The sequence below is a fragment of the Promicromonospora kroppenstedtii genome (genome assembly GCF_044389675.1).
Lineage (GTDB): Bacteria > Actinomycetota > Actinomycetes > Actinomycetales > Cellulomonadaceae > Promicromonospora > Promicromonospora kroppenstedtii.
In genome coordinates, this window is sequence record NZ_JBIRYI010000003.1 from 374802 (window position 1) to 393214 (window position 18413).

Annotated in this window: 15 protein-coding genes; 9 read left to right on the forward strand and 6 right to left on the reverse strand. The window is 72.9% G+C overall.

The features are described from left to right. Nucleotides 1-16: 16 nt before the first annotated feature. The 5 genes from ACH47X_RS07350 to ACH47X_RS07370 all read right to left on the reverse strand — a co-directional run bounded on the left by ACH47X_RS07350 (nt 17) and on the right by ACH47X_RS07370 (nt 6323). Nucleotides 17-1879 (reverse strand): glycoside hydrolase family 3 N-terminal domain-containing protein, encoded by a 1863-nt coding sequence (locus ACH47X_RS07350; RefSeq protein WP_397402833.1) that lies wholly within the window; start codon nt 1877-1879, stop codon nt 17-19. A gap of 13 nt (nt 1880-1892) precedes the next feature. Beyond that, a complete protein-coding gene (locus ACH47X_RS07355; RefSeq protein ID WP_397402835.1) occupies nt 1893-2789 on the reverse strand; it encodes a carbohydrate ABC transporter permease in 897 nt (298 codons plus the stop codon). Then, nucleotides 2786-3778, reverse strand: a complete 993-nt coding sequence (locus tag ACH47X_RS07360; protein ID WP_397402837.1) for a carbohydrate ABC transporter permease — start codon at nt 3776-3778, stop codon at nt 2786-2788. The genes ACH47X_RS07355 and ACH47X_RS07360 overlap by 4 nt, the downstream gene beginning before the upstream one ends. Beyond that, a complete protein-coding gene (locus ACH47X_RS07365; RefSeq protein ID WP_397402839.1) occupies nt 3775-5055 on the reverse strand; it encodes a sugar ABC transporter substrate-binding protein in 1281 nt (426 codons plus the stop codon). Before ACH47X_RS07365 ends, ACH47X_RS07360 begins: the two co-directional genes overlap by 4 nt. Nucleotides 5056-5261: 206 nt before the next feature. After that, complete coding sequence (locus ACH47X_RS07370; protein WP_397402841.1) at nt 5262-6323, reverse strand: biotin/lipoate A/B protein ligase family protein; 1062 nt, start codon at nt 6321-6323, stop codon at nt 5262-5264. Between the two features lie 176 nt (nt 6324-6499). Here ACH47X_RS07370 and ACH47X_RS07375 point away from each other — a divergent pair, with 176 nt between their 5' ends. Continuing rightward, nucleotides 6500-7639: an N-acetylglucosamine kinase gene (locus ACH47X_RS07375; protein WP_169736647.1), complete on the forward strand. Its 1140-nt coding sequence runs from the start codon at nt 6500-6502 to the stop codon at nt 7637-7639. Nucleotides 7640-7747: 108 nt separating this feature from the next. Continuing rightward, nucleotides 7748-8659 (forward strand): MurR/RpiR family transcriptional regulator, encoded by a 912-nt coding sequence (locus ACH47X_RS07380; RefSeq protein ID WP_051433511.1) that lies wholly within the window; start codon nt 7748-7750, stop codon nt 8657-8659. Between the two features lie 139 nt (nt 8660-8798). Here ACH47X_RS07380 and cimA read toward each other — a convergent pair whose 3' ends face one another. Further along, nucleotides 8799-10430, reverse strand: coding sequence for a citramalate synthase (cimA, locus tag ACH47X_RS07385; RefSeq protein WP_397402844.1), 1632 nt, complete (start codon nt 10428-10430; stop codon nt 8799-8801). 397 nt (nt 10431-10827) lie between these two features. On the opposite strand from cimA, the gene ACH47X_RS07390 reads away from it, so the two are divergent. Genes ACH47X_RS07390 through ACH47X_RS07420 form a run of 7 tightly spaced genes read left to right on the forward strand, consistent with a single transcriptional unit; the run spans nt 10828 to nt 18397 of the window. Then, nucleotides 10828-12030, forward strand: coding sequence for an inositol-3-phosphate synthase (locus tag ACH47X_RS07390; protein WP_397402846.1), 1203 nt, complete (start codon nt 10828-10830; stop codon nt 12028-12030). After that, nucleotides 12027-13130: an SCO3242 family prenyltransferase gene (locus ACH47X_RS07395; RefSeq protein WP_397402848.1), complete on the forward strand. Its 1104-nt coding sequence runs from the start codon at nt 12027-12029 to the stop codon at nt 13128-13130. Before ACH47X_RS07390 ends, ACH47X_RS07395 begins: the two co-directional genes overlap by 4 nt. Next, nucleotides 13127-14101: a sugar phosphate isomerase/epimerase family protein gene (locus ACH47X_RS07400; RefSeq protein WP_397402850.1), complete on the forward strand. Its 975-nt coding sequence runs from the start codon at nt 13127-13129 to the stop codon at nt 14099-14101. Before ACH47X_RS07395 ends, ACH47X_RS07400 begins: the two co-directional genes overlap by 4 nt. Continuing rightward, complete coding sequence (locus ACH47X_RS07405; protein ID WP_397402852.1) at nt 14098-14883, forward strand: EboA domain-containing protein; 786 nt, start codon at nt 14098-14100, stop codon at nt 14881-14883. Before ACH47X_RS07400 ends, ACH47X_RS07405 begins: the two co-directional genes overlap by 4 nt. Before the next feature lie 2 nt (nt 14884-14885). After that, on the forward strand, nt 14886-15764 hold the full coding sequence (locus tag ACH47X_RS07410) for a TatD family hydrolase (protein ID WP_449582150.1): 879 nt from the start codon (nt 14886-14888) through the stop codon (nt 15762-15764). A gap of 24 nt (nt 15765-15788) precedes the next feature. Beyond that, complete coding sequence (eboE, locus tag ACH47X_RS07415; RefSeq protein WP_397402856.1) at nt 15789-17000, forward strand: metabolite traffic protein EboE; 1212 nt, start codon at nt 15789-15791, stop codon at nt 16998-17000. Further along, a complete protein-coding gene (locus ACH47X_RS07420) occupies nt 16997-18397 on the forward strand; it encodes an alkaline phosphatase family protein (RefSeq protein ID WP_397402858.1) in 1401 nt (466 codons plus the stop codon). The genes eboE and ACH47X_RS07420 overlap by 4 nt, the downstream gene beginning before the upstream one ends. Nucleotides 18398-18413 lie beyond the last annotated feature (16 nt).

An 18413-nucleotide genomic window follows, 5' to 3' on the forward strand; every position in this document is an offset into this window, starting at 1 on the left:
GTCGTTCATGACTGCTCTACCGCGACTTCTCGACTGCTCCTGCCCGACTGCGACCGCGACCGCTCAAGCGCGCCACGGCCGCCGCGGCGTTCGCCCGCCCGGTCCCGCACGCCACCACGACCGCGGGGCCCCCACCGCTCAGCGTCCCGAACCAGTCCCCGACCGGCCCCGGGAGTCCCGTGTGCACCACCACCAGGTCCGGCCGGACGGCGTACAGCCGCTCCAGCCGGGCGCGTTCCACCGAACCCGGGACAGGTTCCCGGGTGATCACGACGAGCGGCTCGGCACCACGCGGAGCACTCGCGGGATCCTCCGCAGGAGGCCGCCCAGGAAATTCTGCGCCACGTTCGGTACCGATCCTGTCGAGATCCGCCGATACACCGTACCGGGTGAATCGGGCAATAGGCACTGGAAGTCCATCATCGTCCAGTCCGGGCCACCGGGACGACCCCCCGGGCGGGTCCGTCTCCGGGAACATCCTGGCCCCGGGCCACCGGGCGGCGACCGCGGTCTGGACGTGCCGGGCCTTGCGTCCGGCGGCGTGGTCCAGCCGGACCCGCAGGTCGACGACGTCGGGCGCGGCGTCGGGCCCCAGCGGCACCAGATCCGCACCAGCCACGTGCACGACGGCGTCGGCGATGCCTGCCCCGAGCTCAGCCAGGTCCGCGAGCGCCTGACGCGCGATCACGGCGTCCGTCACTGCTCCCGCCGCGGCCTGCCGCTCGCGGACCGCCGCCACCATCGCGCGCGTGCGCGCCCCGGACTCCTCGAGCCGCTCGACGCGTACGCGTCCGGAGGCGACGGCCCGGCTCAGCGCGTCGTACGACTCGGTGTACAGGCCGGGGTCGAGGCCCAGGCAGAGCAGGTCGGCTCCTGCCTCGATCGCGCGGACGGCGGCCTCGCCGACCGAGCCGGTGAGCTGGCGCAGGGCACCCATGTCCAGGGCGTCGGTGATGATCGGGCCGTCGTGGCCGAGGTCGCGCAGCAGGCGCGTCGCCGCCGGTTCCACGGACGCGGGCGCCGGCCCGACGGCGGGGAACAGCACGTGCGCCGTCATCACCGCATCCAGCCGGGACTGGTCGAGCCCGGCCCGATCCAGCCCGGCCCGATCCAGCCCTGCCCGACCCAGCCCTGCCCGACCCAGCCCTGCCCGACCCAGCCCTGCCCGACCCAGCCCTGCCCGACCCAGCCCTGCCTGCCCCACGTCCGCTCGCCCCTCAGGACGCAGTGCCCGTGCGAACGGCACGAGGTCGCGCTCCCGCACCACGTCGAGCGGCTCGTCCACCACGGGCAGGCCCACGTGCGAGTCCACCGTGGTGGCGCCGTGGCCGGGGAAGTGCTTGCCGCACACGCCCACGCCGGAGCTGCGCACGCCACGGGCGAACGCGATGCCGTGCCGCGCGACGGTGTCGGGCGTGGTGCCGAACGCGCGCACCCCGATCACGGGGTTGTCGGGTGCGGAGACGACGTCGAGCACCGGGCCGAGCAGCAGGTCGATGCCGGTCGCGGCGAGGACGCGGCCGAGCGCCCGCCCCGCGTCCAGCGAGATGGCGCTGGGCAGCTCGCCGAGCGCGGCCGCGCCGGGCAGGGACGATCCGTCGGCCGCCTCCAGCCGCGACACGTCACCGCCCTCCTCGTCGACGGCGATGACAAGGCCCGGCGAGATCGCGTGCAGGGCCGCCGAGAGCGCCGCCGTGGTCGGGACGTCCGGTGTGTTCCGCGCGAAGTAGACGACGCCGGCCAGCCCGGCCCGGGCGGCGTCCGCCAGCCAGGCGGGGACCACGCCGCCGGAGCTGCCGACGGTGCTCTCGAACCCCGGCAGGAGCACGCCGTTGACGGCCCGCTCCGTCCGGGTCGGCCCCGCCGGCGCGGCGGTCATTCCTTCGCCCCGGTCATTCCTTCACGGCCCCCGCCGTGAGACCCGAGGCGAGCCGACGCTGGACCAGGATGAAGAAGATCATCACCGGCACCGTGATGACCGTGGAGGCCGCCATGATGGCGCCCCAGTCGTTGGAGTGGACGCCGAAGAACGAGCGCAGGCCGATCGCCACCGTGTAGTTCTCGGTCGCCCCGCCGAGCATCGTCATCGCGAAGATGAACTCGTTCCACGCCGTGATGAAGCCGAAGATGCTGGTGGCGACCAGCCCGGGCGCGACCAGGGGCAGCAGCACGGACCAGAACATGCGGCCCCAGCTCGCGCCGTCGAGGTAGGCGGCCTCCTCCAGCTCGACCGGCACGGCCGCGACGAACCCGCGCAGCATCCAGATGCCGAACGGCAGGGCGAGCGCGACGTACACGACGATCAGGCCCGTCAGGGTCTCCAGCAGCTGGAGGTCGCGAACCTGCACGAACAGCGGGATCACGAGCGCCTCGAGCGGCACCATCTGCACGATGAGCACCAGCATCAGGATCTGGGTGCGCATCCGGAACCGGAAGCGGGCCACCGCCACCGATGCCAACAGGGCGAGCGCCGAGGAGACGACCACGGTGCCGAGCGCGACGAGCAGGGAGTTGCGCAGGAAGGTGCCGAACCCGCCCTCGGTAAGCACGAACACGTAGTGCTCGAGCGTGGGCTCGGCGGGCCAGAAGCTGCTCGTGTGCCCGGCCTGCGCGTCGAGCGAGCTGTTCAGCATCCAGTAGACGGGGAACAGCGTGAACACGAGCAGCAGCGCCACGAGCACGCCCTTGCCGAGCTGGCGCAGGGGCGACCGGCGCCCGCCGCGGCGCAGCACCTGCGGGCCCGGCAGGGTGCGGCTCACCGCGCGCGGGGGCGTGCGGGTGGCGCTCATCGTTCCTCCTCCGCCAGAACGGTCCGCACGTAGACCGCGGTGATCGCGAGCAGCAGCAGGGTCAGCAGCACGGCGATCGCCGAGCCGAAGCCGTACCGGTTCTGCCCGAACGACTCGACGTAGGACCACACGCCCAGGTTGAGCACGGACCGGTTGGACCCTGCCCCGCCTGGCATCAGGTAGACCTGCGCGAACACCTTGAAGTCCCAGATGGTCGACAGGATGATCACGACGGCGAACACCTGCCGCAGCTGCGGCACGACGATCGAGAAGAACCGCCGGAACGACCCGGCGCCGTCCATCTCGGCGGCCTCCAGCATCTCCTTCGGCACCCCGAGCAGCCCCGCGAGCACGGTCACGGCCACGAACGGGAAGCCGTGGTGGATCACGTTGAGCAGCACGATCGCGTAGAACGTCCACCGGTTGGTGAACCAGTTGGTCGGGTCGTCCAGCAGCCCGAGATTCATCAGGACGTCGTTGAAGACCCCGCGGTCGGCGTCGAAGATCCACACCCACACGTACGTGCCGGTGACGGCGGGCATGGCCCACGCCGCCATGATCGCGCTGGAGGTGACGGTGCGCCAGAAGGTGCCGAGCGACGCGAGCAGCACCGCGACCGCCGTGCCGAAGGCGACGGTACCGACAACGGACAGCACGGCGAACCCGACGGTGTTGGGCAGCACCACGGTCCACAGCTCGGGCGTCGTCAGGATCTCGCGGTAGTTCTCCAGGCCGATCCAGTTGGGCTCGCCCGTGGTGATCTCGCGCAGGCCGTAGTCCTGCAGCGAGAACAGGCCCACCCGCACCAGCGGCCACAGCAGCAGGACCGCCAGGACGAGCAACGCGGGCGCGAGCAGCAGCCAGGGCCGCACGGCGGCGGCGCGCGCCCGGCCCGCCCACCCGCCGGCCACCCTGCCTGCCGCGCCGCCGCCGGCCCCGGCCGGGGCCGGCGCGCGCGTCGAGGGCGTGGGCGGGGCGGGCGCCGTCATCCAGCGCCGTTCAGGATGCTCGTCATCTCCTCGGCGGCGGCGGTCGACGCCGTGGCGACGTCGGCGTCACCCGAGAGGATCGACTGCATCATCGTGCTGGTGGTGAGCTTGGCCTGCACCGCGCCGTACGTGGGCGCGGCCGGGACGGACGCGCCGCCGTCGACGAACTGCTCGGCGAACGGCGCCACCAGCGGGTCCGTGCTGGCCAGGGTCTCGTCCAGCAGCGACACCTGCCCCGGGAAGTACCCGGACTGCTCGGCCCACTGCTGCGCGAACTCGCCGGTGGTCATCATCTCGACGAACGTCCAGGCGAGGTCCTTGTCGTCGGCCGTCTCGAACATGCTCAGGTGCGACCCGCCGAGCACCGACGGGGCGATGCCGCCGTCCTGACCCGGGATCGGCACGGCGGCGAACTTGCCCTCCATGTCGGGGTTGGCCTCGACGATCGCACCCGGGGTCCACGACCCCATGACGGCCATGCCGACGTCGCCCGCGGCGAACGAGTCGAGCACGTCGGTCTCGCGCCAGGTGGTGGCGCCGCTGGAGGAGTACCCACCCTCGGTGGCCAGGCCCGTCCAGAACGCGATGCCCTCCTGCGCCTCCGGGCTGTCGAGGCCCGAGGTCCAGGTGCCGCCGTCGAGCGTGGCGACCTCGCCGCCCGCGGCCCACACCCACGGGTAGACGGTGAACTCGGCGTCACCGGGCACGGCGACGGCGACCTTGTCGGGGAACTCCTCCTTGAGCGCGGCCGCGGCGTCCTCCAGCTCGGCCCACGTGGTAGGCGGCTCGACGCCGGCCTGCTCGAACATCTCCGTGTTGTAGACCAGGGAGCGCACACCGGCGTACCAGGGCATGCCGTAGAGCTGCTCGTCGTAGGTGCCCGCCTCGACCAGGCCCTCGACCAGGTCGTCGGTGACCCCGGCGCCGTCGACGTACTCGTCGAGCGGGGCGAGCGCGCCCGCGTCGGCGAACTCGGGGGTCCAGGTGGTGCCGGTCTCCGCGACGTCGGGGGTGGTCCCGCCCGCGATGGAGGTGACGAACCGGTCGTGGGCGTCGCCCCACTCGACGAACTCGACGTCGAGCGTCGCACCCGTCTCCTCCTCGAACGCCGTGGAGACGTCGGCGAAGAAGTCCTCGGCGTCGGGGTTGGTGCCCTGCATGATCCAGACGCTGAGGGTGCCGTCGCCCTCGCTGTCACCGCCGCCACCACCGCCGCAGGCGGCCGCCGTGGCCGCGACGAGCACTGCTCCGGTTGCCGCCGCCAGAGAACGTCGCATCGCTCGGGTCATCGTCTGGGCTTCCTTCCGCTGGTCCTGCGCTGGGTCGTGCGCCGAGAGCCGCGAGAGTAGCCAGGTCTCATTTCCAAGAAATGAAATTCCCAATACGCGGCATTGCGTGGAGATTACTGACCGGGTGAAGCATCTGCTAGGGGTGTTACCAAACCGTGATTGCCCATCATGGCACGCCCCCTTTTCGCCCGCCGTTAAGGCACGCGCGCGGTCCATTCCGGTGTGCCGAACTTCGAATCGACCAGGGCCTGGGCCCGCCGCCACTCGTCGGGCGTGACCTCGCCCCGCACGGTCCGGTACCGCTCGCGGAACGCGGCCTCCAGCGCGTCGAGCACCTCGGCGCGGGTCAGCCCCGTCTGCGACCGCAGCGGGTCCACGCGCTTGTTGGCGCTGCGGGTCCCCTTGTCGCTGAGCTTCTCGCGGCCGATCCGCAGCACGTCCGTCATCTTGTCGGCGTCCATGTCGTAGGCCATGGTCGCGTGGTGCAGGACGGCACCCCCGGCGAGCCGCTTCTGGGCGGCGCCGGCGATCTTGCCGGCCGGCGACGCGATGTCGTTCAGCGGCACGTACGTGGCGTCGATCCCGAGCCCGTGCAGCGCGCCGATCACCCAGTCGTCGAGGAACGCGTAGGACCGCTCGAAGCTCAGCCCGTCCACGAGCGAGCCCGGCACGTACAGGGAGTAGGAGATGGTGTTGCCGGGCTCCATGAACATGGCCCCACCCCCCGAGATCCGCCTGATCACGCGGGCGCCGTGCCGTGCGGCCCCCTCAGCGTCGACCTCGTTGCGCAGCGACTGGAACGACCCGATGATCACCGCGGACTCGTCCCACTCCCAGAACCGCAGGGTCGGCCCGCGGCGCCCCGCGCCCAGCTCCTCGGTGAGCACCTGGTCGAGCGCGACGTTCAGCAGCGGCGAGACGGCCGGGGTGCGGATCACCTCGAACTCGTGGTCGTCCCAGGCCGTCGCGTGGCCGAGCGCGCGCCGGGTGGCGACGGCCACGGCGTCGGCGTCGAAGCCGACGGCGGTGGCACCGTCCAGGGCGGTCCGCACCGCCTCCGCGAGCTGTGCCTTGGAGGCGTCGGCGGGCATCCCGTCGAGGGCCTCGCCCATGGCCTCCAGGGCCTCGTCGGGCTCCAGGAAGAAGTCTCCGCTGACCCTGGTGCCCACCAGGCGGCCCGGCGGTCCCGCCGCCGAGTCCACCTCGGTCTCGACACGAACCAGCTTTCCGAGTGGAACCTTGAACTCTCCTCGCACGTGTTCACACTAGGCGACGGTGCCTGTGGTGCCCGACGTCGGAGCCGCCTTAGGTACGGAAGGCAGGCGCCGACGTCGGGCACGTCCGATATTTGGCGAGAAGGCGCAGCAGAACAGACCAGAATTTCCTCTTCTCTTTAGACAACCTTGCCCTGGTTTCGTGTCAGAATGACCTGGTGTCGGAACTCTCACAGGGTATTGATGGAGTGGCGGTCGAGGCCGTTGACGCCTGGGTCGTCGCTCTCGACGTAGGCGGTAGCGGCTCGCGCCTTGTCGCCGAGTTCGGCAACTCCGTGAACCCCGAGCGCATCAGCCTGAGCGGGCGCGCCGTCAAGGTGAATCACCACGGCAGCGACGCCTCGGCAGTCGTCGCCTCCCTGTGCCAGTCGTTCAACGCGTGGGCCGCCCGCATGGGCCACCACGGCATGAGCGACGGCAGCACCGCACCCGTCTCCTCGGCCGCCGTCGGCGTGACCGGGCTGACCTCCCTGGTCGAGAAGCCGCTCGACATCCACGACATCCTGGCGCGCGAGCTGCGGACCAACCGCACCGCCGTCGCCGGTGACGCGCTCACCGCCCACCTCGGCGCCCTGCGCGGACGTGCCGGTGCGGTGCTGTCCGTCGGTACCGGTGCCGTCGCGTTCGGCTACGACGGCGTGAACCGCTGGCGCCGCGCCGACGGCTGGGGCCACCTGCTCGGTGACCTCGGTGCGGGCGTCTGGGTCGGCGGAGAGGCGCTGCGCGCCGCCGGTCGCTACCACGACGGCGCGAGCCGTGGCGCCTCGAAGCGCCTGCTCGAGGCGGCCGTCGCCAAGTTCGGCCTCATCGAGAGCTGGCCCAACCAGTTCTACAAGAACGCCGAGCGCGCCAAGCAGCTCGCGTCGATGGCTCCCGAGGTCATGATCGCGGCCGCCGAGGGCGACGGCACGTCGATCCGCATCCTCGAGGAGGCCGGCCGGCACCTCGCTGACACGCTCGCGAGCGCACTGGGCCGCGACATCCCGCCGCTGGCCTCCACGACCGGTCGCCTGGTCCAGGAGGAGTCGCCGCTCACGGTGTCGCTCACCAAGCACCTCTCCGAGGACCGCCCCGACGTCTCGCTGGTGCCGAGCCAGGGCTCGCCGCTCGACGGCGCGCTCCACCTGGCCCGCCGGCTGCGCGAGGCGCCCCACTCGGTGACCGGGTTCCGCCCGTGGCTCACCATCCGCGTCGACGGCCACCACACCAGCCGCGACACGCCGGAGGACGTGGGCGCCGCCGACGTGCTCACGGCCCAGCTGTCTGCCACCGACCTGCCCGGTGACGAGCTTCAGTGAACGACGGCAGTCACCCGCATGGTCCTTCACTGACGTGCTGTGCCCGGATCCCCGGTACGGGTGTATGTTCTCGACCCAGCCTCACCACACCACTCCGGGAGATGCGACATGACAGGTGACGTCCTCGTCCGACTCAGGCGCGCACTGCCGACCCTGCGACCCGCGGAGGCGCGAGTGGCGCAGACGGTCCTCGACGACCCGAACACCGTCGTCGCCTCGACCATCACGGAGCTCGCCGGGCACGCGGACACGTCACAGGCCACCGTGGTGCGGTTCTGCCGCGCCGTCGGCTACGCCGGCTACCCCGAGTTCCGCATCGACCTGGCGCAGGCGACGAGCCGCCGCGAGGTAGAGATGGAGCGGTCGGGCATCGCCGAGGGCGAGATCAACCAGACCGACGACATCGAGGCAGTCGTCTCCAAGATCGCGTTCCACGAGGCACGCACCATCGAGGAGACGGCCCGCATGATCGACACCGACGCGATCGAGCGCGTCGCCACGGCGATCTCCGAGGCCAAGCGGGTCGACGTCTACGGTGTCGGGTCGTCCAACCTCGCCGCGGCCGACCTCGCGATGAAGCTGCAGCGCATCGGCGTCTTCGTGTTCAGCTCGCCCGACCCGCACCAGCAGCTCGCCTCGTCGGCGCTGCTCGAGCCGGGCAACGTGGCCGTGGCCGTCTCGCACTCGGGACAGACCCGCGAGACCAACCAGGCCCTGGAGATCGCCCGCAAGCGCGGCGCGCTGACGGCGGCGATCACGAACTTCCCCGACGCCCCGATCGGCCTGGTGTCCGACGTCGTGCTGGCCACCACGGCCCGCGAGACGCAGTTCCGGGTCGGTGCCATGTCGAGCCGCATCGCGCAGCTCACTGTCGTGGACTACCTGTTCGTCCGCGTCGCGCAGCGCACCTACGACCGCTCGTCGATCGCGATCAAGGCGACGTACGACGCGGTGCGCGACCAGCGCCTGGACTTCGGGACCACCAAGGCCGAGCAGCGCCCGCCGGCCCCGGTCGCCTGACCTGCCGCTCGACCGCTCATCGCTCGACCGCTCATTGAGCGAGACCCGTTGAGTGCGGGGTATTTGTGGGTCCGACGGGCGTCGGACCCACAAATACCCCGCACTCAACGTTTCCGGGGCGGAGCCGGAGCCAACCCGGTCAGGGGCGCGGGTCCACGCCCGACTTCAGGAGGCCGTACACGTACGCCTCGGTCACGGCCTCCCACGCGGCCTCGACCACGTTCGGCCCCACGCCCACCGTCGACCACGACCGCTCGCCGTCGCTGGTCTCGGTCAGTACCCGCGTGATCGCGTCGGTGCCGAGCTCGGTGTCCAGCAAACGCACCTTGAAGTCGATGAGCTCGAACCGGGCCAGCTCCGGGTAGACCTGCGACAGCGCGGTGCGCAGCGCCTGGTCCAGCGCGTTGACGGGGCCGTTGCCCTCCCCCGTCGTCACGATCCGCTCGCCGCCGGCGCGCAGCTTGACGGTCGCCTCGGCCACCGCGACGGCGTCGGGCGCGTGGACCGACGGCGGGGCCGCGCCCGCGGGGACGGTCTCGACGATGGTGCGCCACGACTCGACGGTGAAGAAGTCCGGCCGCTGCCCCAGCTCGGACCGCAGCAGCAGCTCGAACGAGGCGTCGGCGGCCTCGTAGGTGTAGCCGGCGGCCTCATCGTCCTTCACGCGGTTGGTCACACGGGAGAGCAGCTCGCCCTGGCCGGCCAGGTCGAAGCCCAGCTCGCGGCCCTTGAGCTCGATCGAGGCGCGGCCCGCCATGTCGGAGACCAGCATGCGCATGTCGTTGCCGACCAGCGTGGGGTCGGTGTGCTGGTACATGTCGGGGTCGACCCGGATGGCGCTGGCGTGGAGGCCGCCCTTGTGCGCGAACGCGCTCGCCCCGACGTACGGCTGGCGCGCGAACGGCGAGATGTTCGTGATCTCGCTGATGGCGTGCGAGATCCGGGCGGCCTCGCGCAGGCCGCCGTCCGCCAGGAGGGTCATGCCGGCCTTGAGCTCCAGGTTCGCCACGACCGTGACGAGGTCGGCGTTGCCGGTGCGCTCGCCGTAGCCGTTGACCGTGCCCTGCACGTGCGTGGCGCCCGCCTCGACGGCGGCGAGCGAGTTCGCGACGGCGCAGCCCGTGTCGTTGTGCGCGTGCACGCCGAGGATCTGCTCCGGCCCGACGCCGGTTCCGGCCCGCAGCTCGCTCACGATCTCGCCGACCCAGGTGGGCAGCATGCCGCCGTTGGTGTCGCAGAGCGTGACCACCTCGGCCCCGGCCTCGAACGCGGTGCTGACGGCGCTGGTCGCGTAGTCCCGGTCGAACCGGTAGCCGTCGAAGAAGTGCTCGGCGTCCAGCACCACGCGGCGTCCCTCGCCCACGAGGAAGCTGACGGTGTCGCCGATCATCGCGAGGTTCTCGGCCCGCGTCGTCTTCAGCGCGCGCTCCACGTGCCGAACGTCGGACTTGGCGACGAGGGTCACCACGGGGGTCGCGGCGTCGAGCAGCGCCCGCACCTGCGGGTCGTCGCCCGCGCGGACGCCCGCGCGCCGGGTGGCGCCGAACGCCGCGAGCACGGCGTTCTTCAGGGTCAGCTCGGTGGCGGCACGGGCGAAGAAGTCGGTGTCCTTGGGTACCGCGCCGGGCCAGCCGCCCTCGATGTAGCCGACGCCGAGCTCGTCGAGCAGCGCCGCGATCGCGAGCTTGTCGGAGACGGAGAGGTTCATACCCTCCTGCTGCGCGCCGTCACGCAGCGTCGTGTCGTACACCTGGAACGAGGCGGTGGTCATCGATGCTCCCAACGATGTGTCTGGCTTGCGTGGCTGAGGTCAGATCTTCAGGCCAACAAAAAAGACCCTCCAGGGTGTGGAAGGTCTGCGCGTCCGGTGCGGTTCTCGCCGGACGCGCTACGAAATGATGATCACCTGTCGCAGGGTGGAGCTCAGGGTGAGGCACTGATTCATGCGGGTCATAGTGCCACAGCGTGGCGGGAGCCGGTAGCGGTGACCACCTGCCGGGCGGCGACCGTCCAGGGGTGCACGCCTCCCCGCCCCTGGCCGAGGCGCCGGGAGATCCCGCCGATGTCGGGAATCTCGCTTATCGCGAACGACTTTGAACTTTTGTTTGCTAATCGCCATAAGTGGGACTAGCGTGCTCGCGACGACGCCGTCGGAATGGGGAGCGATGATGCACCACGCCTCTGCACGCCACAAAGCAGCCGCACGAACCGGTATCTGGTTCGTCGGGGCCCGCGGATCGGTGGCGAGCACCGCCACCGTAGGACTCGCGGCCATCGCCGACGGTCAGGCACCACCGACGGGCTGCGTCACCGCGCGGGAGCCGTTCGCCTCGGCAGGCCTCCCGGCGTTCGCCGACCTCGTGGTGGGCGGGCACGACATCTCCTCGGTCACCATGACCAAGCGCGCGGAGTGCCTGGTCGAGACCGGCATGATCGGACCGCGCCTGTTCGCCGCCACCCACGACGCCCTCGAGCGGGCGGACGCCGAGGTGCGTCCGGGCTACGACCCGCACACAGACGGCCCGCGGACCGAGTCCCAGCAGGCTGTCGCCGAGCGGCTCGCCGCCGACATCACGTCGTTCCAGGAGCGGCACGACCTCGCACGCGTCGTCGTCATCGACCTGTCCTCGACCGAGCCGCCCGTGGTCCCGTCTCCCGAGCACGACGACGTCGACGCGCTGCTCGCAGCCCTGGCCGACCCGGCCCGCGCCGTGCTGCCGGCGTCCTCCGTCTCGGCGTACGCGGCGATCCTTGCCGGAGCCGCGTACGCCGCGTTCACGCCGTCGGCGGGCATGGGCCTGCCCGCCCTGACCCGGCTCGCCGGCGAGCGCGGCATCCCGGTGGCCGGGCAGGACGGCAAGACCGGGCAGACCTGGCTGCGCACCGTGCTGGCGCCCGCGTTCGCCGCCCGCGGCCTCAAGGTGCTCTCGTGGGCCGGCACCAACCTGCTGGGCGGGGGCGACGGCGCCACCCTGGCCGACCCGGACGCCGTGCGCAGCAAGCTGGCCAGCAAGAACCGGGGCCTGACAGCGCTGACCGGCAGCGACACCACTCCCCTGCACATCGACAACGTGCCCGACCTGGGCGACACCAAGGTGGCCTGGGACCATGTGCACGTCGAGGGCTTCCTCGGGTCGCGGCTCACGCTGCAGACCACGTGGAGCGCCCACGACTCGATGCTCGCCGCGCCGCTCGTGCTCGACCTGGCTCGCCTGCTCGCGCTCGCGCACGCCGCCGGGATCAGCGGTCCGGTGCCCGAGCTGGGCTTCTTCTTCAAGGATCCCTGGGGCTCCGACGTGCACGACGCCGCCGACCAGGCCCGGGCCGTCGAGGAGTGGGTGCGCGGCACCGCGGCACAGGTCGGCCGATGAGCCCCCGGCCGACGAACGCTCGGCAGACGAACGCTCGGCAGACAAACGCACGGCAGACGGACGCACGGCAGACGGACGCACGGCAGAGGGGCACGCGCCAGACGGCCGGGCTTCCCGGCCTCGCCGACGTCGCCGAGCTCGTCCGCGCCCCCGCCGCGCTCAGCGTCGTGGGCGACACCCTGGCCGGGCTCGCGGCCGGCCGGGCCGGCGCGCGCGCCTCGTCCGGGGTACCGACGCCGCTCCGCGCCCGGCACGCCCTGCTGCCCGTCGCCTCCGCCTGCCTCTACCTGGGCGGCATGGCGCTGAACGACTACGCCGACCGGCACGTCGATGCCGTCGAACGGCCGGAGCGACCGATACCCTCGGGCCGCGTCACGCCGCGGACGGCGCTGGCGATCGGTACGACGCTCACGGCGGGCGGTATCGCGGCGGCAGGTCTCGCGGGCGGACGGCGTGCGCTCGCCGTCGCCGTACCGCTGGCCGCTTGCGTCTGGACGTACGACCTGGTCGCCAAGGACCGGGCGGCCGGACCCGTCGTCATGGCCGCCTGCCGCGGTCTCGACGTGCTGCTGGGTGCCACGCCCGGCCGCCTGCGGTCGGCTCTCCCGGCCGCCGCCGGCCTGACGGCGCACACGCTCGGGGTCACCGTGCTCTCGCGCGGCGAGGTGCACGGCACCACGCCGCAGGTCGCGGGCGGGGTAGCCGCCGGAACGGTCGCGGGCGCGATCGCCGTGGCGGCCGCCCGCCCGGGCGCGGGCGTCGCTCTCGGTGCTCCCGCCGCCCCTGTAGCCGGCACTGGTGTGCCCGCGGCGGCCGGCAAGCCCTGGACCACCGCTCGCTGGACCGCCGTCGCGGCCGCGGGCGCCTATGCCGCGGCCACGCTGCCGGGGCAGGTCCGGGCCGCGGCCCGGCCCACGGCCGCCAACGCGCGGACCGCGACCCGGGCCGGGATCCAGGCGATGGTCCCGCTGCAGGCCGCGTGGGCGGCGCGCGCCGGGAGTCTCGGCACCACGGCGCTCCTGGCCGGCGTCGCGGCGGCCGGCCACGGGCTGCGCCTGCTGGGCCGCCGTCGCGGACGGGCCGGGGTGAGCATCACGTGAGGCCCCCGTTCCTGCTCGGGTACGGCACGAACGGCTTCGGGGACCACCCGCTCCGCGTCGCCCTGGACGTGCTCGACGACGTCGGGTACGACGCCGTCGCGGTCACGCTCGGATTCCCGCACCTGGACCCGTTCGCGCCCCTCGCCGGCGACGACGTCACCGCCCTGCGCGCCCATCTGGGCCGGATGCGCGGTGGTACCGGGGCCGCCGCGGTCGTGGAGACCGGCACCAGGTACCTCCTCGACCCGCTGCACAAGCACCGGCCCACGCTCGTGGACCGGGACGCCACACTGCGCATGCGGTACCTGGAGCGCGCGGTCGAGATCGCGGCGGACCTCGACGCCCGGTGCGTCTCGTTCTTCTCCGGCATCCTGCCCGACGACGCGAGCGCCGCCGACGGCTGGGCCCGGCTCCGCGAGCGCGTCGGTGAGCTCGTCGAGGTCGCCGGGGAGCGCGGCGTACGGCTGTCGCTCGAACCCGAGCCGGGCATGCTCGTCGAGACGGTCGACGACGCGCTGCGGCTCCTGGGCGACCTGGACGCGCCGCCCGAGCTGGGCATCACCGTCGACGTGGGGCACTGCCTCGTGGTGGAGCCCGGCGGCGTCGAGGGGGCGCTGCGCGCCGCCGCGCCGTACCTGAGCAACGTGCAGCTCGACGACATGCCCGCCACGCACCACGAGCACCGGCCGTTCGGCGAGGGCGACATCGACCTGCCGCTGGTGCTCGCGACGCTCGCCGACATCGGCTACTCGGGGGTGGCCGCCGTCGAGCTGCCCCGGCATTCCCACGACGCGCCCCGGCTCGCCCGGGACAGCCGCGCCGCCCTGATGCGGGCGTGGGCTCAGGTCAGCGGGGTGCGCCCAGACCCGGCGGGCACAGACACGACCGGCACAGACACGGCCAGTCCTCAGGCGACCAGTACCGACACGATCAGCGCAGACGCCCACAGCAGCAAGGAGGCCCTGTCATGAACGTCGACACCACCGCCGGTCCGAACAGCGTCGTGGGCGACTCCCCCGGTGCTGCCTGGCTGGACGAGGCGCGCGCCGAGGTCGCGCGGGACCCCGACAGCGTGACCCGCGCGTTCGCGTTCGCGGCCCGCCGGGTGGGGCGCGCGCCGCTGCACCCGGAGACCGACCCGGGCGGCGTTGTGCACGGGACGGTGGACGACGCCGCGCGTGCCGCGCTCCTCGTCTCGCTCGCCGACACTGTGGGCGTCGGCATGGGCGTCGGCACAGCCGTGGGCGCGGACGCCGAAAAGGACTTCGCGGACCGACTGGTGCTCCTGTACCGGCAGGGCGACGGCGCCGAGCGGCGCGGCGTGCTGCGGGGGCTGGACGCGCTCACGACCCTGGGCGACCTGGGCCCGGGCGGCGAGCCCACCCCCGTCGTGGCCGCCGGCCTGGAGCTGGCCGCCGACGCGCTGCGGGCGAACGACCCCGGCCTGGTCGCGGCCGCCGTCGGCCCGTTCGGGGCGCGGTACCTGGACCAGCACACGTGGCGGCACGCGATCCTCAAGCTCGTGTTCCAGGGCACGAGCCTCGCCGCCGCGAGCGACCTGGAGCGCCGGGCCGACGAGGAGCTGGCCCGCATGGCCCGTGACTTCGCCGCGGAACGCCGGGCGGCGGGCCGGCCCGTCCCGGACGACCTCGACCGCCTCACGGCCGCCCGACCCACGAACGCCCAGCCGGCAGACACCCGGCCGACGGTCACGGCGACCACGGACACCCGGCTCAGCACCACGAAGGAGTGACGTTGCGCATCCTCGACTCGCACATCCACATGACGAGCCGCACCACCGACGACTACGAGGCGCTGTACGCCGCGGGCGTGCGCGCCGTCGTCGAACCCGCCTTCTGGCTGGGGCAGCCCCGTACCAGCGTCGGCTCGTTCACCGACTACTTCGACTCCCTGCTGGGCTGGGAACGGTTCCGGGCGGCGCAGTTCGGCGTCCGGCACCACGCGACGATCGCGCTCAACCCCAAGGAGGCGAACGACCCGCGCTGCCGCGAGGTGCTCGCCGAGGTGCCGCGCTACCTGCTGAAGGACGGCGTCGTGGCCGTGGGCGAGGTGGGCTACGACTCGATGACGCCCGAGGAGGACGAGGTGTTCGCGGCCCAGCTCGAGATGGCCAAGGACGCCGAGCTGCCCGTGCTGGTGCACACCCCGCACCGCGACAAGCTCGCCGGCACGCGCCGCACCCTCGACGTCGTGCGCGAGTCCGGGATCGCGCCGGAACGGGTGCTGGTGGACCACCTCAACGAGACCAACGTCGCCCTGGTGCGCGACGCCGGGGCGTGGGCCGGGTTCTCGATCTACCCCGACACCAAGATGGACGAGCACCGCATGGTCGCCCTGCTGCAGGAGTACGGGACCGACCGGATGATCGTGAACTCGGCGGCGGACTGGGGCCGCTCGGACCCGCTGAAGACCGTCCGCACCGGCCAGGAGATGCTCGCGGCCGGCTTCTCCGACGACGACGTCGACCAGGTGCTGTGGCGCAACCCCGTCGCGTTCTACGAGCAGTCGGGCAACCTCGTGCTCGACCCGGTGCCCGGGTTCAGCGCGGGCGAACCGCCGACGCCGGGCGTCGAGTTCGAGGGATCGTCCGTGCTGCGCGGCGCGCGGGCCTGAGCGGGCCTGAGAAGGGATTCCCAGATGCTTCTCTCCTACTGCACCAACGTGCACCCCGCCGAGGACCTCGACGGGGTGATCGACCAGCTCGCCCGGTACGCCGGGCCCGTGCGCGAGGCCGCCGGCCTGGACACCCTCGGTGTCGGGCTCTGGCTGCCCGCGGAGCTGGCGCACCGCCTGGACACGTCCGCCGCGGACCGCGAGCGCCTGCGCGGGGCGCTCGCCGAGCACCGGCTCCAGGTGCACACGCTGAACGCGTTCCCGTACGGCGGGTTCCACCGCGAGGTCGTCAAGCTCGCGGTGTACTCCCCCACCTGGGCCGAGCGGGCGCGGCTGGAGTACGTGCTCGCGTGTGCCCGGGTGCTGGCCGACCTGCTGCCCGAGGGCGTCGCCGGCTCGATCTCGACCCTGCCGCTCGCGTGGCGCGCGCCCTGGACCCGCGCCGACGACGACGAGGCCACGCGCGCCTTCGCCACGCTGTCCGCCGAGCTGCGCGAGCTGGCGCGGCGCACCGGCCGCACGGTGCGGGTCGCCGTCGAGCCGGAGCCGGGCTGCGTGCTCGACACCGTGGAGGACGTCGTGGCGTGGCTGGCCCCGAGGACCGGCGCCGAGTTCCCGGCGGATCGGCGCATCGACCCCGAGCACGTGGGCGTCTGCCTGGACACGTGCCACCTGGCGGTGTCGTTCGCGGATCCGGCGGGCGCCGTCCGGCGGATCACGGACGCGGGCCTGCGTGTGGTCAAGGTGCAGGCGTCCGCGGCGCTGGAGGTCGCGGACCCGTCCGCCACCGGCGCGCGGGACGCCGTCGGCCGGTTCGTCGAGCAGCGGTACCTGCACCAGGTGCGCGAGCTGACGGCGGCGGGCGACGTGCTGGCCTCGGACGACCTGCCGGTGGCGCTCGGCAACGAGGAGCGGCGGCCCGGGCTGCCTGGCGACGGGCCGTGGCGGGTGCACTTCCACGTGCCGCTGCACCACGAGCCCGCGGCTCCGCTGGCCGCGACCACCGACGTGCTGCGCGACGCCGTCGCCGCGGTGCGGGAGGCGCCGCACGGGGCCGACGCCCACCTCGACGTCGAGACGTACACCTGGTCGGTCCTGCCGCCTGACGCCCTGCCCACGCAGCGGCCCGACGGCGCGGACGAGCTCGTCGCGGGGATCGCGGCCGAGCTGCGCTGGGCCTCAGAGCACCTGCTGACCGAGGGAGTCAGCGTCGCCCCCGAAGGAGTCAAGGCATGAAGCCCGTCCTGCTGCTCGACGTCGTCGGGCTGACCGCCCGCGCCCTGGCGCACATGCCGCGGCTGCGGCGGCTGGCCGAGTCCGGCTGGCACTCCGAGCTGGCCACGGTGCTGCCCGCGGTGACCTGCAGCGTGCAGTCGACGATGCTCACCGGCCTGATGCCGGCGGAGCACGGCGTCGTGGGCAACGGCTGGTACTTCCGCGAGCTGGGCGACGTCTACCTGTGGCGGCAGCACAACCGGCTGGTCGGCGGCGAGAACGTGTGGGAGGCCGCCCGCAAGCAGGCCCCGGGCTACCAGGCCGACAACGTGTGCTGGTGGTACGCGATGGGCATGTCCACCGACGTCACGATCACCCCGCGCCCGATCTACCACGCCGACGGCCGCAAGTCGCCGGACGGGTACGTGCGGCCGCCCGAGCTGCACGACGAGCTGATGGGCCGGTTCGGCGACTTCCCGCTGTTCCAGTACTGGGGTCCGACGGCGTCGATCGCCTCGACCCGGTGGATCGTGGACGTGACGCGACACCTGCTGCGCACCCGGACGTCGAACCTCACCACGGCCTACCTGCCGCACCTGGACTACGACCTGCAGCGGTTCGGTCCGCAGTCGCCCCAGGCCGACCGGGCGGCGGCCGAGCTGGACGCCGCTCTCGCGCCCCTGCTCGACGACGCCGAGGCCGCGGGCGTGACCGTCGTCGCCGTCTCGGAGTACGGCATCGGGCCGGCGAACCGGCCGGTGGACATCAACCGGATCCTGCGCCGGGAGGGTCTGCTGGAGGTCTACGTGCAGGACGGGCGCGAGCAGCTCGATCCGTGGACGTCGCGCGCGTTCGCCGTCGCGGACCACCAGGTGGCGCACGTCTACGTGGACGACGCCGCTGACCTGGCACGGGTCGCGAGCCTGCTGCGCGAGGTGCCCGGCGTCGACGAGGTGCTGGACCGTGAGGCGCAGGCCAAGTACGGACTGGACCACGAGCGCGCCGGTGAGCTGGTGGTCGTGGCGGAGCCGGGCGCCTGGTTCACGTACTACTTCTGGCTCGACGACGACCGTGCGCCCGAGTACGCGCGCGGCGTCGACATCCACCGCAAGCCGGGCTACGACCCCGCCGAGCTGTTCTTCAACCCGGCCGACCCGCTCGCCAAGGCGAAGGCCGGCCTGAACCTCGTGCGCAAGAAGCTGGGCCTGCGGTACGCGATGGGCACCACTCCGCTCGACGCCTCGTACGTGCGCGGCACGCACGGCCGCCTGCCGGACTCGTCCGAGGACACCCCGCTCGTCCTGTGCTCGGACGGCCAGGTGCCGACGTCGGTCGCCGACTGGGTCGAGAACGACGCGGGCCAGGTGCCGGCGTCGGCCGTGAAGGGCCTGGTGCTGGACCTGCAGGGGCTGCGCTGACTCCACCTCCGACGTG